Here is a 13472-nt window from a genome sequence, read left to right on the forward strand (position 1 = left end):
TCACGACCGAATGGACACTCGTTGCTCTCGCATACAACTGTAAAAGAATGGCGCGGCTTCAGGCAGCATAAGCCAGGTCAGCCTTGGCGTTATCAGCCGCAAAATGCCCAACCCGACAGGCTGCTAGCGCGTTATCTGAACAGGTCGCCGCACTGAAAGAAGGCGAGCAAGTCAAGTTCAGCGCACGCTTCAAGCGTAGCAGCGGCAATGATTGTTTAGAGGAACTCAGCATGACCCAGGCTGGGTCCATGACTGATCCTGATTATATCGCAACATTTACATCTGTCGTGAAGGTCGACTGAAAACAGAAAGCCACTATAATCGGGCACGTTCTTCCTCTGTTACAGGCAGGGGGTGAAACAGAAAGCCGCCGGTGTGCCTGCACTGGCGGCTTTCGTCTTATGGATGGGGCGCATGGCATGACCCCACGATCATTTGGGCGCACTTGATGGTGCCTTTTCCATCTTGATACCCTGCTGGACCGCGCGGCGGATACGCGGTCCGAGCGATGCTTCCCGTTGTGTCAGGGCGATTTCGAGGAACGGGCGTGCGGTCAGGACGCGGGATTTTCCGACTGCCTGATTACCCCTGCGGTAGGTACGTCCATTGATCTGTGTGCCCTTGGTCGCACGACCGCCTGCGCCGCCGGAGCTGCTCCGTCCGCCGCCGTGGGCGCCGGCCTCGAGGAACAGGGCATAAAATGCCGTGTCACGGATCGCGACACCTTCGCCGGAGCGGAACGGCCGTACCCTGATCGAGCGCGCCAGCGTGCCGGTGATCTTGGCCGGGATCTGTCCGGGCGCGGATGCCCGGTATTTCCCCGCCCTGTATCCCCCGCGATATGGCCCTGCGGATCCACCGGGGCCGTAATACAGCCTGCCGCCGCCTGAACTCTGCCGCAGCAGGGTGCGGGCTGTGGCCGCGACCTCGTTCCCGGCCTGCCGGAACACGCGGGCGAGGGCCTTCTTGTCGAACACGAGAGCATCCGCCGACAGGCTGACATTCATCCGGATTGCCGGTGTCGTCATCAGACGTTTTTTTCCTCCTCGCACTCCACGATCACGAACCGCTTACGGCCGTCTATCTCGCGGATCCGGCGCACGCGGAATGTCTCGGTCCGGGTCGTGCCGTCCGGCAGCAGGGTCGAGCGGGTGATCGCGTAGGCATTGGGCAGGGAGTTCTGCCAGCGCATGAAAATGCGGTGCGTTATGGGGGTGTCGACCTGCTCGTTTCCACCAGCGGCCCCCCAGAACGTCAGGGCACCCACCGGCTGCACGTCGGCGCGCACGGTGGCCACTGGCATAGGGGTTTCCACGACGCTCGTGCTGTTGGGATCAGGCACCTGTACACGCTGCACGATCTGCACGGGCCAGCGCAGGCGCCCCAGCGGGAACGATTGGGGTTCAGGCATCGGCATCCCCGAAGGTGTACAGGCGATACGGCCACAGCAGGTTTTTCACGGCCTCGGGCATTTCGCCCCCGTCGTCGCCGCGATGTTCGTACAGGAATGTCGCCATCATCAGGATGGCCAACTGGATCGGCAGGGGAACGGACGTGCCGTCCGCACCATACCCGGCTACGAATTCGATCGCGATATGATCGGACGGCAATGTCGCAACGCCCGCATGCAGACGCACGCGCGCCGGGTCCGTCGTCAGGTCCAGCGAATACTGGTCTGTCGACAGGACGGTGTCTGCCTGCCCCCATTCGCCGACAGAGATCGAACTGACGGCCTGCACCGGCGCGCGCGGCAGTTCGATCGGCCGCTGGAACAGCATGGAGTAGGGCATCCACAGCGGGAAAATATAGGCCGTGAACGGGACGAGCGGGAACTGGTTGATGGGAGCCTGATGCGCCATGACCCAACGCAGGGTCTGCGTGATCAGGGCGCGCCCGAGGAACTGCTCCACCGCCTGGCGTGCGCCCGTCAGATACATGGCCAGCAGGGTATTGTCGTAATCGTAATCGATACGCGCATGCTGCTGCAGGACCTGCACCGTGACAGGTTCCACGGCCGGGGGCGTTACGACCGAGACGGTGGAATACATTCAGACAGTTCCGTTACGCGGTGGGCGGCGTGGGGGCGGTGGTCGCGGGAGCGGCCTTGGTCGCGGCCGGTGCGGTAGCGACAGGCGCAGGGGAAACCGGCGCGGCCTGCGATGCCGTCTCCGTCGCCCTGGCGCGTTCGCTTGCGCTCTGCACGACGCGGGTCGTGTCCAGTCCCGCCGCTGCAGGATCGACGGGCGACTGCTGCGGACCGCGGACATGGCACCGGGACGTACCCGGTACCGTGCTGCCCTCGATATTTTCCAGACCCGGCGAGAGGCTCTGTGCGTTCCTGGCGGTCGGATCGACCGTCAGGGGTTTCGCGCCGGAAATCTGTTCGACGGTGCGGTAAGGCGTGTCCATGTCAGCCCTTCCTCACCGTCCCGCGAACGGGTGCCTTCTGGGAGGCGTCGCCCTGCGGCGTGCGGCCATCATTGACGATGATCCCCACGCCGAGCCTGACCAGCATGGCGGCACGGGCCGGGGAAAACCCGGCCTCCACCCCACGGTTGTAACACTGCCACGAGCGGGTAAACCGCACCGTCTGTTCTCCTGACAACTGCATGTCCGCTTCTCCTTACGCGATGCCCGGTTCGGTGCCGCCCGGCGCAACGGTCGCGCCGTTGCCGGGGTTGTTGGAGCCCGTGGGCGGCGTGCCCCACGTGCTGGCCGCAGCCGAGCCGGTGCCGCTGGGCGCCTGCACGTAGTAGGCAGCGCCGCCGTTGGGCGTGTAACCGGTCGGTGCCCAGCCCGGAACGGTGGCCACGGCCAGCGAGGCCTGATGGCGCAGGCCGAAATCGTGCTCGCTGATCACACGGAACACCGTCTGGTCACGACGGAAGGCGCTGACCTGTGCGCCGCTCGTGTCCTGGTAGACAGCCACGTCGGACGCATCGATGTAGATCTCGTATGTGTCCGCGATCACCACATCCTTCATGTCGGCCATAAAGATGTAGGCCCCGTTGTTCACAGGGGCGGCCGTGGTGCCGGTGTTGATGTTCGACGGCAGCTGCTGGCTGATCTTGAGCGGATGGCCCATCAGGCGCGGATCGTCACCGGACAGTTCGTCGCGGAACACGAAGTTGCCCACGCCGTCGCGCAGCGTCATCAGATACATCTTGACCGACGGCGTGGTGATCCACGTCGGGCGGATCATCATGCTCATGCCGTTTTCAAGCAGCAGGAGCATGCCCTGCAGCACCGAAACGACTGCCGTCAGGATCGCGGCGTTATCCGTGGCGGCATCGCCGGTCGCAACGGGCAGCGCGGTCGCGATGATCTTGTTGGCCGCTGCCGCCTGGTTGAGCATCCCGATCGGGCTGTTGCCAGAGCCGTCACCCGTCAGGAACGCCAGATCCTCACGGCGCGCCATGGTCTGCAGCAGGTCGTCGCGGACCAGGGCCTCCACGCCGATGGGGCTGCGGCGGATCAGGTCATTGCTGACCGGGACCAGGGCGGTCAGCTTCTTGGCGTTGAGCTGCAGGTCATCGAACGTTTCCTGCGAAACGCCGATGTCATCCAGTTCCCCGGTGTATCCCGCGCTGGCACCCGCCGCGAGACGCGGAATGGTCAAGTTGCCGCCTGGCATGGGGATCGTGGTGGGATCGGAATCACGGACCACGGTGCGGGCGCGCAGCAGTTCAATGATCTCGGTGGCGAACGCCTGCGGGATCAGGGCGCCACCGGCGGCCGTGCCGGTGGTGTTCAGCGCCTTGGCGACCTCCTTGTCGCGGAAACGCTTTTCCACCCATGCCGAGGCTTCACGCATGCCGCATGTCTTGGCCTTCAGCTGGCCAAGAATGAAACGTGCCGCCTTGAACCCCTTGGGCTCCTGCTGGCGCAGCGCGGGCTCGACGCGATGGGTGCCGCGCGTGACGCGGGGGCCGAAACCGCGTTCCTCGTTGTCCAGCGGTGCCTCGGGGTCGCCCATGGTCTCCGGTTCATTTTCCGGGTCCAGCGGGTCGGCGTTCTCGCTCTCGAGGTTCAGGACCGCTTCCGCGCGACCGATGCGGTTATCCAGTGCGGCGATTTCGGCCTGCAACTGGGAGATGGCGTCGACGTCTTCCTGCGGCAGGCTCTCGTCATCGGGGAGGTCGGCCTCCTTTTTGACCAGGGCCCTGATGGCGTCGACCTTCTGGGCGCGCTTGTTCTTCAGTTCGTGGAGTTTGACCAATGATCGCTCCGGTCAATAAAAAAGGCGCCCGAAGGCGCCTTGTGATCAAGCGGGGAGGAGGCCCGTCCGGGCCGTCACTCGGTGGTCAGAGGGTGGACGCCAGTGCCTGGCGTGCACGTTTCTGACGGGCGATGCGATTGCGGCGTGTGGCCGCTTCGCGCTCTGCCTTTTCGATGTCGGGATCTGCCGCGCGCGTCTGCGCATCGGGGTCTCCCGGCAAAGTCGGGGAAGGGGCGGGATCGGTGCTTGTCCCGTCGTTTTCAGGGTCATCGTCGCGCAGTGCGTCGGGATTGCACGGCACGCTGACCAGGCTGAACTCCAGCAGTTCCTGCCGTTTGAAATCCATCGGCAGGAAAAACGTGTCATCGTCCTCCCGCTCACGGGAGATGTCGTATTCCAGCGGACGGAAACCGACACTCGTGGCGGGCAGGAAGCCGTCGCGGCTCAGGCGGAACGCCGCTTCGGCGCGGTCGCCCGCATGCGGGATATCCGCCGGTGCGAACTCGACGGTAGCTTTCAGCACACCATCTTCGACGCCGATATCCACGCAGCGCCCGATCGGGAATTTGTCCTGGTCATGCGCCCACAGGACAACCGGGTTTTTGCGATAGTTCGTCAGGTCCCATCCATCGATGGAAATGACGTCGCCCTCGCGGTCGGGATCCGGCGTGCTGATGACGTAGCGAAGGGTGCGCTTGGACGGTCCCGGCTGCACCTCGCTGATGATGTCCTTGCGGATCTGGACATTTTCGGGGTGTCGGCCCTTGCGGGCCAGCGACTTGAATCGCTTGGTGGTCATGAGTTTCGCCATGCGGCGCATATCCCATCAGGTCTGGGCGGCAGGGTCCGGCGCGGTGATGCGGGCCGGGTCATCGACTGCGGGCGCGGTCGATGCCGCGCCGGTATTGAGGGGCACGCGATACTCGTCCCCGCGCGGATAGGGGTTCATGCCCTCACGGGCGCGCCACTCATTGGCGCTGATCAGCCCGGAATTGACGGCGGCCACCCCGGCCGTGACACGCGATTGCATGTCGCCGCGCAGCAGCTCGTCAAAATTAAAGCGCACCCGCAGCCGCGCCTTTTCTTCCGAAAACACCAGTCGACTGTGGATCTGTTCCTCGGCCTGGCGGGCCTTCGGGATCAGGGCGTTGTCGATGTATTCCTGACTCGCGTTCTCGAAATTGCTGATCGTGACCTTGTCGCCACGACCGATCTTGTGTGGCGGGACACCGAACATGCCGCAGATGTCGATGTCTTCCTTTTCCCGCACCTCCAGGAACTGCGCTTCATCGGCGGTCATGCCGATGCGCTCATATTCCATCCCTTCCTCGAGCACGGCCGTCTTGCCGGTGTTATCGACGCCGCCGTAGGCATTGCGCCAGCTGCTCGCGATACGGGCAGCCGTCTCTTTCGACAGCGACTTGGACGTTTTCAGGACGCCCTGAATCTGCGTGCCGTTGCGAAACAGGGTGGCGCCATGCCTCTGGGCGGCGATGGCAAGCCCGATTGCCTCGGGGCAGGCCATGATGGGCGAGATGCCCATGTATCCGTCCAGCGTGAACCCGCGCAGATGGATCATGTCATCCTGATGCAGCCGGATGCCTTCCCCCACCAGCGGATGGCTGATGTGGTAGAATATCCAGCCGCGCGGCGACATCAGTACCGACACGCGGTCAGGCATGATCGGGATGAGCGACCGGGGCTGTCCGTTCTGGCCGCGCACGATCGCGACATACGAATTGCCCCGCATGCACAGGCAGACCGTGACGTAGAACCAGAACTGGTAGGCCGTCATCCAGCGATTGGGTGACGCCAGCAGTTGCGCCAGCGGATGCGTGGTCGTGACCAGGGCGCCGCGTCCGTTGGGCAGGATTTCCTGCACCTGCAGCGGTATTTTCGCCAGGTCCTCGGATATGCGGTTCACACACGAAAACACGGCCGCAGCCTGCATCGCCGTGAACGGCGTGACCGGCAGGCCGGTTGCCGACGGCAGCGCCCCGAGGCCTGCGGACAGCCATGACGGGTAGGAACCCGATGCGAAACTGTCCGCCTTGGTACGGGTTGCGGGCAGACTGAGACGTGGCTCCCTGCGTTCGACCGCCCGGCGCGGGGAAAACAATGATGGCAGTAGGGCCATTACAGAACCATGATCCCCCGTTCCTCGTAAACTGACGCGCCGTCATCCACCAGCAGGCGGGACCTGCCCATGATCAGGGCGACGGGGCCGTCGATCTTGTTTTTGCCTTCGGACTTCCTTGGAAAGACCTGTTCCTTGGCATCCACGCGGGCCTCCACGTTCGACATCATCCACGTCATGGGATGGGTGGGGCCGCATCCATGGACGATCCGTCCGGCATAAATTTCGGCATCCACCTGCTTCATCGGTTCGGAATAATTTCGGGCGTTCTGGTCGAACTGGATGACATTGGCGCCTTTGCTCATGAGCCGTGTAACCAGGTAGGCGGCCTGAGCAGGGTCGAAGACAATTTCGTCAACGACGAACTGCGTGCGCAGCAGATCGATATCCGCCTCGATGCGCTCGAAGTCGGTAATCTCTCCGTCGGTAACGATCAGGGAAGGGGGACGACCCTCTTCGCCGTAAGCCCAGCCTCTGTAATGCTCGGCACCATCTGCGTTCTCGACCGCTGCTTCTGGCAGGTAATACCGACCAAAAGTGGCGATGCGGCCGTCGGCCAGCGGGACCAGCACCTGAAGGGCCGCGATGTCCCGCCTAGATGCCAGATCCATCGCGAGGACGGCGCGACGACCATGCAGGGCTTCCTCGCTAAACGCCGGGTCGTAACAGGACGCCCACGACTGCATGTTGAAAAATGCGTTCCGGGCGTTCACCCAGAGGTTGAGGTGTTTCGTCTTGAACGTCGACTGCAGACGCGGATTGCGAATGGCCGCGGTCTGTCGTGCGATCAGGAATTCCTCCTGCACAGATACCCCGATATTGGGGTTTGCCTTGCGCAGGGCCTCGATCGTGGTCCAGTCGTCTTCCGGGTCGATCGTCCATTCGACGAAAAACCGCTCATCGTCGACGAAAATACCCTGCAGCATTTTCCGGCCGGTCTGGATCTCATCGTAGCAGGGGCAGGCGATGTTCGAGCCTGCCGTGGTGATCCCCCACAGGATGGGCTGGTCGCGCGCGCCCATGCCGGTCAGCATCGTGTCCCACAGGTCTGACGTGTCATGCTCGTGGTATTCGTCCACGATGGCGCATGACGGGGAGGCACCGTCGCCTGGCTTTCCGATCACGGGCTCGAACCGGCTGCCCGTGCTGATGACATGCAGGTTCGAGGCATTGACGCCCACGCCGTAGAACGACCGGAAATCCGGTGTCTTGAGCGCCATTTCACGGGCGGGACGAAACACCTCCCACGCCTGTTTTTTCGACGTGGCACCGCAATAGACCTCGGCGCCGGCCTCGTGGTCCGCTGCCAGCATGAACAGGCCGACAGGGGCGGACAGCGCCGATTTCCCGTTTTTGCGCGGGACCACGATCAGCACTGTGCGGAACCGGCGCAGCCGCGTTATCCGGTGGCGCCAGCCAAACACGTTCACCAGGATGAACGACTGCCAGGGCTCGAGGCGGATCAGCTCTTTTTTCTGCGCCCATTTCCCCTTGGTGTGGGGCATGAGCTCGGTGAACTCACAAACGCGCTCCGCCTCGGCTGCGTCCAGTTCGTATGGCCAGTCCGCGTCACGCGCCAGGTCGGAGAGGAAGCGGGCGCACGCCAAGCGCACCCACTGGCACGCAGGGATTGTCCCCGATACGACCTCGTCCGCATACCGGATAGCCGCGTCTACATGGGGCTGCGGCGGCGGTTTGCGTGGCTTTTTTACCCGATTTTCTGGAAGGCATTTTCTTTTTGCTGCCCTTCCGCTCCGACTTTCGACCGGTCGGCCGGTGTCAGGCCGAATTTCGCCAGCCACATTGCCACCCTGCGGTTTGCATCAGCGATGGCGGCAACCTCGGGGCGCATACGCACCATTGGACCGCTCTTGCCTATTGTCACGTATGTCTGCGCACCGGCCGCAGCGACCTCGATTTCACGCATGACTGGCGTATCGTCGTCGGCCGTCCCATCGGGCACCTGCGTGACGATGGGACGCGCGAGGGATGCCCGCGCCTCCAGTTCATCCGCGACCGCCTCGCACAATCCCTCGAGCGCGAGGCCGTCCGCCGTGGTCAGGACGCCCATTCCGTCGAGCAGGCGGGCGGCTTTTGTCCATACCGCCTTCGCCCGTTTCGACAGGCCCGCTGGCGCAGTCGGACGGGCGCGCTTGGGCTTCGGCTCTTTGGGGTTGGCGCGGCATGCCTGGGCGGTGCCCGTCACGATTTTGAGGTGCGTTGGCTTGCGCGGACGGGCCATCCCTTTTTTCCTCCATTATGCACGCGCGTAAAAAAGGTTAGGTAGCGGTCCACATCAAAAGGAGGGTCGTTTTAGACCCCCCTATGGGGGGATCGTGGTGCATGCGCCGATTTCCGCCATCATCCGGCGGGAGATCCCCGCTGGTCGCGTGCCGTGCGTGCGCTGTGGCAGGGTTTGCACAGCGGGCGCAGGTTCGACCAGTCGAGACGCAGGTCAGGACGCTCCTTGATGGTGAGGATATGGTCGACCTCGTTCGCCGGTGTCAGCCGTCCCTGCTCATAGCAGAACAGGCACAGCGGATGCGCGGCAAGGAAGGACCGTCGGCATTTCTGCCACCGTCGATCATAGCCCCTGGAGGCTGCCGACCCACGCCACTGGTCGTACTGTTGCCGGGGCTGGACCGACGCCCCGGCAATGCTGTGCCGTGGTGGTGCCGACGGCATCAGAAATCGCAGCCACCGCTATCGAACCCACCGCCACCGCAGTCAAAGCCACCGCCGGTATCGCCGCCGCTGCTGTAACTGAACCCGCCGGAACCCGCATCGCCGCCGCTTCCGACGAACGGATCCGGAGCGGGCGCGGGTGCGCTGACCGTGCGCTCGATCACCGTGTCATGTCCGCGGTCGGAACCCATCACCGATCCGGCAATCCCGCCCAGCAGCGCACCCTCCAGAAAGCCATTGTCGCTGCCGCGCGATGCCCCGGCATTGACGATGACCGGCGCGGGAGCAGCTGCCGGGACCGCCGCGCTGTCATACGCATCCGACGCCGGACGCGGGGACGTGGTCGAACGCGGGGAAACAGCAACACCCGTGCCAGAAACCGGCACCGACGGGCGCGACGCCACGTTTGCCGTGACCCGGCGCGCGACCTGCTCGTCACGACTGCGCCGGATCCGCTCCATCCGTTCCTCGTGCTCCTGGTCAATCAACTTCCGGCGGATGCTATCCTGCCGCTTCGACCAGGACAGCCACGCGCACAGCGCGATGACACAGAGGATGAACAGCAGGATCACAAACATAAATTCCGTGCTGATGTGCACATGGTGCGTGGGGTGCATTCAGGTTTTCCTGTGGTGAATAGGGGTCAGACGGACGAAATGAGCAGCTCCGCCGCCCGTTTCTTGCTCAGACCGATCGAATAGGTGGTCTCAACGGCCTCGATCCGGAAACGCCCGAAAATCTCCCGGATCTCCGGCACGTCATTGATCGACATGATGAACCGCCCTTTCAGGCTGCCCAGCAGGTCTGCAATCCGGACAAAATCATCCGGCGAGAACAGACATTTCCCGTAATCGTCCTCGCAGCCCCAATACGGCGGATCGAGGTAGAACAGCGTGCGCGGCCGGTCGTAGGTGGGGATCAGCCGCTCATAGGGCAGGCATTCGATCACCACGCCGGAGAGGCGCTGATGGACCTCATCGAGCATCGGACCCAGCCTGCCGACGTCGAAACGGGCCGAACTGGCGACTGCCACGCCGAACGACCGTGACCGTGGATTGCCACCGAACCGTAAACGCTGCAGGTAAAGGAACCGTGCTGCCCGCTCCAGATCTGTCAGGCTCTCCGCGTTCGTATCCAGCAGGCGCTGGAAATCCGCGCGGCTGGTCAACTGGAACCGCAGCATGTCCATCAGGGGCACATAATGCCGCTGGAGGATACGAAACAGGTTCGAGACGTCACGCGAAACGTCGTTGATCACCTCGCCCTTGGCGCGGAACGGACGACGCAGGAACACGCCGCCCATGCCGATAAACGGCTCGACGTAGGTGTCATGCGGCACCTTGGCGATGCGCTCGATGATGCGGGACGCGAGGTTGCGCTTGCCCCCGAGATAGGGGGCAACAGGCGACACCGGAGTCGCCGGAATTTGTGCTGAACACATAGGAATGATGCTCGAACGCCCGTTCCTTCACAGGAACCGGGGCGGGGGTTTCCCGTGCGCAGCACCACCTGCGCGGTTTGGTTTGCCCCAAGCAAACCAGCCCTCGCCCCCAAACCTGTGAGGCGAAGGAAACCGTCCGACCGGACATAGTCCGGGCGTGATCGAGCAAGACGCGCCATTTGCGCGCCTGCCTACCGAATCGATGATTTGAAGCGCGGCGTCAAGCGTTGTTACGCCCGCGCGATATCGAGCGGCACCTGCCTGAAATCGTCGTCCGGCCCGTTGCGCTCATGGAACCGCAGGTAGGCCTTGGTCGTATCAATGCGGATGCTGTCGCTGATGGCCTGCATCGCACGCTGCCATTCCTCGTCCTCGATATTGAGGCGGCGCAGCCCCAAAATCTTGTCGGTGCGGATCTTGCCTTCCTTGCCGACCTCGAACGCGTCCGTCACGATGACCTTGAGGTTCGCATCAGCGCCTTCGGACCAGCGCTCCAGGCAGTTGTCGATCAACGCCTTGGCGGCCTGCAGTTCTGGCCCGAACGAAATGGAATCGCCGATCGCAATGGTGATCCGACGGCGGCCGTCGAAACTCATCAGGGTGATGTTGCCCTTCTGCCCACCATAGGTCGCGCCATACTGCTCGGTAATGAGCGCCAGCGCCGTATGGATGTTTTCCATCGAGACCTGCCGGAACGACTTGAGTTGCTCACGCAGGACGGCAGCCTCGGCAAAACGATCCTGCACCAGGTCGTCGATCATCAGGTCCTGCGGCTTGACCTTGTCACGCGGCACCAGACGGCCGGCAGAATCCTGCATGTAGCCTTCGGGCACCATCACGCGGCCTCCCGCTGTGCCGCACGCATGTTCGCCGCGCATTCCTGCGCGCGACCGGCCGCCCAGATCTTCACGCCGGGGCGACGGTCACGCTGGGTGATGCGACGGTAATGCGCGGCGGCGCGTTCCCACACGGTGACGTCCGTGGCGGGTTTCCGGGGCCGGTGGCTGGGCTTCATGGGTCTTCCTTGTTTCACGGGTGAGGGGACCTGCGCGCCGTGCGCTACGGGTCCAGATATTTGCCAGCGCCGTCACCCTCGCGGACGTGGCTGTATCGTGTCGTGGTGGCGAGCGAGGCATGTCCCAGCGTGGCCTGGACAACATGGGGCGGTGCGCCCCGGTCCTGCGCGTGCGATGCGCAGGCATGTCGTAGCCAGTGTGCCGATACGGCAGGGGACAGCCCCGCTCGCCGCGCGGCTCTCTTCACGATGCGGTCCCCCGCCTTTGCGTGAAGAGGGCCACCATCGTGGCCGGGGACCACCGGCCCGTCAGGCCGGTTATCAACGCGCAGCGCCACGAGCTCTTTCCACAGCTTGGCGGGCACCAGGACCGAACGGGTCTTGCCCCCCTTGCCGTGGACAGTGGCAATGCCGCCCTGCTGGCGGCGGGTCATGCTCCGCCACGTGAGGCCACATGCCTCACGAAGACGGAGCCCCATGACATACAGGACGCGCAGGAACGCCCGCTTGCGGGGATCATCCTCCCCGTCGATCATGCGGGCGACGTCCTCCTGCGTCAGGATGCGCTCATGCAGCGTGTCGCGTCCGCGCTCCATACGGAACGCCGCGCCCACGTCAGAAGGCAGCATCCCCAGCCGTGCGCCGAACGACAGCAGCGATTTGACGGCGGCCAGCTTCCGCCGACGCGTGGCGTCCGCGCATTCCAGACTGTCGAACCACAGCTGCAGGTCCGCCAGCACGACCTCGCCCAGCGTCTTGCCCGTGAAGGCGAGGAAGGCTCGGGCGTCCCGCCCATAGGCATCGCGGGTGTTGTCACTCCGGTTGTGGAGCCACGACCGGATGAGCATTTCATCCGCCGAGATATTGCGGGCAGACGGGGCCATCGTGGCGGGCGATCGGGCACGATCTCCACTAACCATTTGAAACGCCTAGATTATTGACCCGAAAACGACCGTCGAAAAACGGGGCATAACTACAGTTATGTCCCTGATTTCCGGGGTCTGGAGGAGTTATGTCCCGCCCTGCTGCCGCAGGGCTGTCACATAAGACCGGGTTATGATCCCGGTTTCAGGGCACCGAAACCATCGCGCTGGCACGGTCATATGCGCTCCGGTTCCCAACCACGCGCCCCGGATCCCGAAAGCCATTCCGGTCGCAACACGCATGCGCCCGCTCGGCTGCATCCTGACTGGACGAGGCCATCACCGGGAAAATGATGCTCATTCCATCCGGGCGGCGCGCCATAAAACGAAAGCGGCGCAGCGGTCCATGATTGACGACCCCGGCCTTCTGGTCGGCGACGGCCTCCAGATATTTGACCGGAACAGGGGGCATGCCGCCAATGCTATCGCTCATCGGTCATCATATCTCCGATTGCGGACAGGACAGCGAGCACCACCGGGATCGTCAGACCGATACTCAGCGCTGCCCCGGCATTCTGCCCTGCGATATCATGCGCGGCATTCATGGAAAGGCCGCCGATAACGCCACCCAGACAGACCCGCGCCACGACCTTGGCAGCGAACTTGCCCGCGCTCATCCCAGCGACGGCGCGCCAACGCGACGCCCACGACTGCCCATTATCGGGCCGAACGCCAGCGTCGAACGGACCAGCCCGGCGGGCAGGCGTTCGGTCTGGCGTGCCTCGGCCTCGCGCCGCATCGCGGCAATGACCATCCGCATCGTCTCCACGCACACCTGGCCAACACGCTTCTGCCGACCGGCATCAGCCCACGCCCACTGGCCGCAATGGATGATCGCGCCGCGCAGGGAGAACGTCGCCTCCCACGCGATCGGCACGACGTCCGCCCGGTGAAGGCGCGCCGTGCCCCAGACGATGGGCACGACCAGGACGCGCGTTTCCGTCACGGTCACGACGATGCCCTGGCGATTTCCACGCACGACAACGTCGCCGCGCGTCAGCATCGGCGATGATTTCATCAGATGACTCGATTTTGGGAATGCCCGTCCGGGC

19 protein-coding genes are annotated in these 13472 nt (G+C 63.9%); all 19 read right to left on the minus strand.

Features of this window, described 5'->3' with window-relative positions:
• Positions 1 to 431: 431 nt before the first annotated feature.
• Positions 432 to 1028: a hypothetical protein gene (locus tag KMAL_RS10910; RefSeq protein ID WP_239020088.1), complete on the minus strand. Its 597-nt coding sequence runs from the start codon at positions 1026 to 1028 to the stop codon at positions 432 to 434.
• The gene (locus KMAL_RS10915) at positions 1028 to 1411 is read right to left on the minus strand and encodes a head-tail adaptor protein (RefSeq protein WP_110095782.1); all 384 of its coding nucleotides are present in this window, start codon (positions 1409 to 1411) and stop codon (positions 1028 to 1030) included. The genes KMAL_RS10910 and KMAL_RS10915 overlap by 1 nt, the downstream gene beginning before the upstream one ends.
• The gene (locus KMAL_RS10920) at positions 1404 to 2048 is read right to left on the minus strand and encodes a head-tail connector protein (RefSeq protein ID WP_110095736.1); all 645 of its coding nucleotides are present in this window, start codon (positions 2046 to 2048) and stop codon (positions 1404 to 1406) included. Before KMAL_RS10920 ends, KMAL_RS10915 begins: the two co-directional genes overlap by 8 nt.
• A 13-nt stretch (positions 2049 to 2061) precedes the next feature.
• Entirely contained in the window at positions 2062 to 2409 is a 348-nt protein-coding gene (locus tag KMAL_RS17260; protein ID WP_180999802.1) for a hypothetical protein, read from the minus strand.
• 1 nt (position 2410) lies between these two features.
• On the minus strand, positions 2411 to 2611 hold the full coding sequence (locus tag KMAL_RS10930; protein ID WP_110095737.1) for a hypothetical protein: 201 nt from the start codon (positions 2609 to 2611) through the stop codon (positions 2411 to 2413).
• A gap of 12 nt (positions 2612 to 2623) precedes the next feature.
• Positions 2624 to 4219 (minus strand): phage major capsid protein, encoded by a 1596-nt coding sequence (locus tag KMAL_RS10935; protein WP_110095738.1) that lies wholly within the window; start codon positions 4217 to 4219, stop codon positions 2624 to 2626.
• An 85-nt stretch (positions 4220 to 4304) separates the two neighbouring features.
• On the minus strand, positions 4305 to 5030 hold the full coding sequence (locus KMAL_RS10940) for an HK97 family phage prohead protease (protein WP_146044201.1): 726 nt from the start codon (positions 5028 to 5030) through the stop codon (positions 4305 to 4307).
• Positions 5031 to 5045: 15 nt separating this feature from the next.
• Positions 5046 to 6356, minus strand: coding sequence for a phage portal protein (locus tag KMAL_RS10945; RefSeq protein WP_110095740.1), 1311 nt, complete (start codon positions 6354 to 6356; stop codon positions 5046 to 5048).
• A complete protein-coding gene (locus KMAL_RS10950) occupies positions 6356 to 7963 on the minus strand; it encodes a terminase large subunit (RefSeq protein ID WP_208624781.1) in 1608 nt (535 codons plus the stop codon). The genes KMAL_RS10945 and KMAL_RS10950 overlap by 1 nt, the downstream gene beginning before the upstream one ends.
• 101 nt (positions 7964 to 8064) lie before the next feature.
• The gene (locus KMAL_RS10955) at positions 8065 to 8598 is read right to left on the minus strand and encodes a phage terminase small subunit P27 family (RefSeq protein ID WP_110095741.1); all 534 of its coding nucleotides are present in this window, start codon (positions 8596 to 8598) and stop codon (positions 8065 to 8067) included.
• A gap of 119 nt (positions 8599 to 8717) precedes the next feature.
• Complete coding sequence (locus KMAL_RS10960; RefSeq protein WP_110095742.1) at positions 8718 to 9041, minus strand: HNH endonuclease signature motif containing protein; 324 nt, start codon at positions 9039 to 9041, stop codon at positions 8718 to 8720.
• Positions 9041 to 9658, minus strand: a complete 618-nt coding sequence (locus KMAL_RS10965; RefSeq protein WP_110095743.1) for a hypothetical protein — start codon at positions 9656 to 9658, stop codon at positions 9041 to 9043. Before KMAL_RS10965 ends, KMAL_RS10960 begins: the two co-directional genes overlap by 1 nt.
• Positions 9659 to 9684: 26 nt before the next feature.
• Complete coding sequence (locus KMAL_RS10970; RefSeq protein WP_239020089.1) at positions 9685 to 10452, minus strand: DNA adenine methylase; 768 nt, start codon at positions 10450 to 10452, stop codon at positions 9685 to 9687.
• Between the two features lie 260 nt (positions 10453 to 10712).
• A complete protein-coding gene (locus KMAL_RS10975) occupies positions 10713 to 11318 on the minus strand; it encodes a DUF3164 family protein (RefSeq protein WP_239020093.1) in 606 nt (201 codons plus the stop codon).
• Entirely contained in the window at positions 11318 to 11497 is a 180-nt protein-coding gene (locus KMAL_RS10980) for a hypothetical protein (RefSeq protein WP_110095746.1), read from the minus strand. The genes KMAL_RS10975 and KMAL_RS10980 overlap by 1 nt, the downstream gene beginning before the upstream one ends.
• A 44-nt stretch (positions 11498 to 11541) precedes the next feature.
• Positions 11542 to 12417, minus strand: a complete 876-nt coding sequence (locus tag KMAL_RS10985) for a tyrosine-type recombinase/integrase (RefSeq protein WP_110095747.1) — start codon at positions 12415 to 12417, stop codon at positions 11542 to 11544.
• Between the two features lie 148 nt (positions 12418 to 12565).
• Positions 12566 to 12832: a hypothetical protein gene (locus KMAL_RS10990; protein WP_239020090.1), complete on the minus strand. Its 267-nt coding sequence runs from the start codon at positions 12830 to 12832 to the stop codon at positions 12566 to 12568.
• A 10-nt stretch (positions 12833 to 12842) separates the two neighbouring features.
• A complete protein-coding gene (locus KMAL_RS10995; protein WP_110095749.1) occupies positions 12843 to 13037 on the minus strand; it encodes a hypothetical protein in 195 nt (64 codons plus the stop codon).
• Entirely contained in the window at positions 13034 to 13423 is a 390-nt protein-coding gene (locus tag KMAL_RS11000) for a hypothetical protein (RefSeq protein WP_180999804.1), read from the minus strand. Before KMAL_RS11000 ends, KMAL_RS10995 begins: the two co-directional genes overlap by 4 nt.
• Positions 13424 to 13472: the final 49 nt, after the last annotated feature.

Origin of the sequence: Novacetimonas maltaceti, from assembly GCF_002906255.1 — a bacterium.
GTDB classification, from domain to species: Bacteria; Pseudomonadota; Alphaproteobacteria; order Acetobacterales; family Acetobacteraceae; genus Novacetimonas; species Novacetimonas maltaceti.

Bases quoted from the DNA above. Each gene is read 5' to 3' on its own strand.
- KMAL_RS10955 (WP_110095741.1), bottom strand. From the start codon at position 8,598: ATGGCCCGTCCGCGCAAGCCAACGCACCTCAAAATCGTGACGGGCACC.
- KMAL_RS10945 (WP_110095740.1), bottom strand. From the start codon at position 6,356: ATGGCCCTACTGCCATCATTGTTTTCCCCGCGCCGGGCGGTCGAACGC.
- KMAL_RS10920 (WP_110095736.1), bottom strand. From the start codon at position 2,048: ATGTATTCCACCGTCTCGGTCGTAACGCCCCCGGCCGTGGAACCTGTC.
- KMAL_RS11000 (WP_180999804.1), bottom strand. From the start codon at position 13,423: ATGCTGACGCGCGGCGACGTTGTCGTGCGTGGAAATCGCCAGGGCATC.
- KMAL_RS10985 (WP_110095747.1), bottom strand. From the start codon at position 12,417: ATGGTTAGTGGAGATCGTGCCCGATCGCCCGCCACGATGGCCCCGTCT.
- KMAL_RS10995 (WP_110095749.1), bottom strand. From the start codon at position 13,037: ATGAGCGCGGGCAAGTTCGCTGCCAAGGTCGTGGCGCGGGTCTGTCTG.
- KMAL_RS10980 (WP_110095746.1), bottom strand. From the start codon at position 11,497: ATGAAGCCCAGCCACCGGCCCCGGAAACCCGCCACGGACGTCACCGTG.
- KMAL_RS10965 (WP_110095743.1), bottom strand. From the start codon at position 9,658: ATGCACCCCACGCACCATGTGCACATCAGCACGGAATTTATGTTTGTG.
- KMAL_RS17260 (WP_180999802.1), bottom strand. From the start codon at position 2,409: ATGGACACGCCTTACCGCACCGTCGAACAGATTTCCGGCGCGAAACCC.
- KMAL_RS10915 (WP_110095782.1), bottom strand. From the start codon at position 1,411: ATGCCTGAACCCCAATCGTTCCCGCTGGGGCGCCTGCGCTGGCCCGTG.
- KMAL_RS10960 (WP_110095742.1), bottom strand. From the start codon at position 9,041: ATGCCGTCGGCACCACCACGGCACAGCATTGCCGGGGCGTCGGTCCAG.
- KMAL_RS10940 (WP_146044201.1), bottom strand. From the start codon at position 5,030: ATGGCGAAACTCATGACCACCAAGCGATTCAAGTCGCTGGCCCGCAAG.
- KMAL_RS10990 (WP_239020090.1), bottom strand. From the start codon at position 12,832: ATGCCCCCTGTTCCGGTCAAATATCTGGAGGCCGTCGCCGACCAGAAG.
- KMAL_RS10930 (WP_110095737.1), bottom strand. From the start codon at position 2,611: ATGCAGTTGTCAGGAGAACAGACGGTGCGGTTTACCCGCTCGTGGCAG.
- KMAL_RS10975 (WP_239020093.1), bottom strand. From the start codon at position 11,318: ATGGTGCCCGAAGGCTACATGCAGGATTCTGCCGGCCGTCTGGTGCCG.
- KMAL_RS10910 (WP_239020088.1), bottom strand. From the start codon at position 1,028: ATGACGACACCGGCAATCCGGATGAATGTCAGCCTGTCGGCGGATGCT.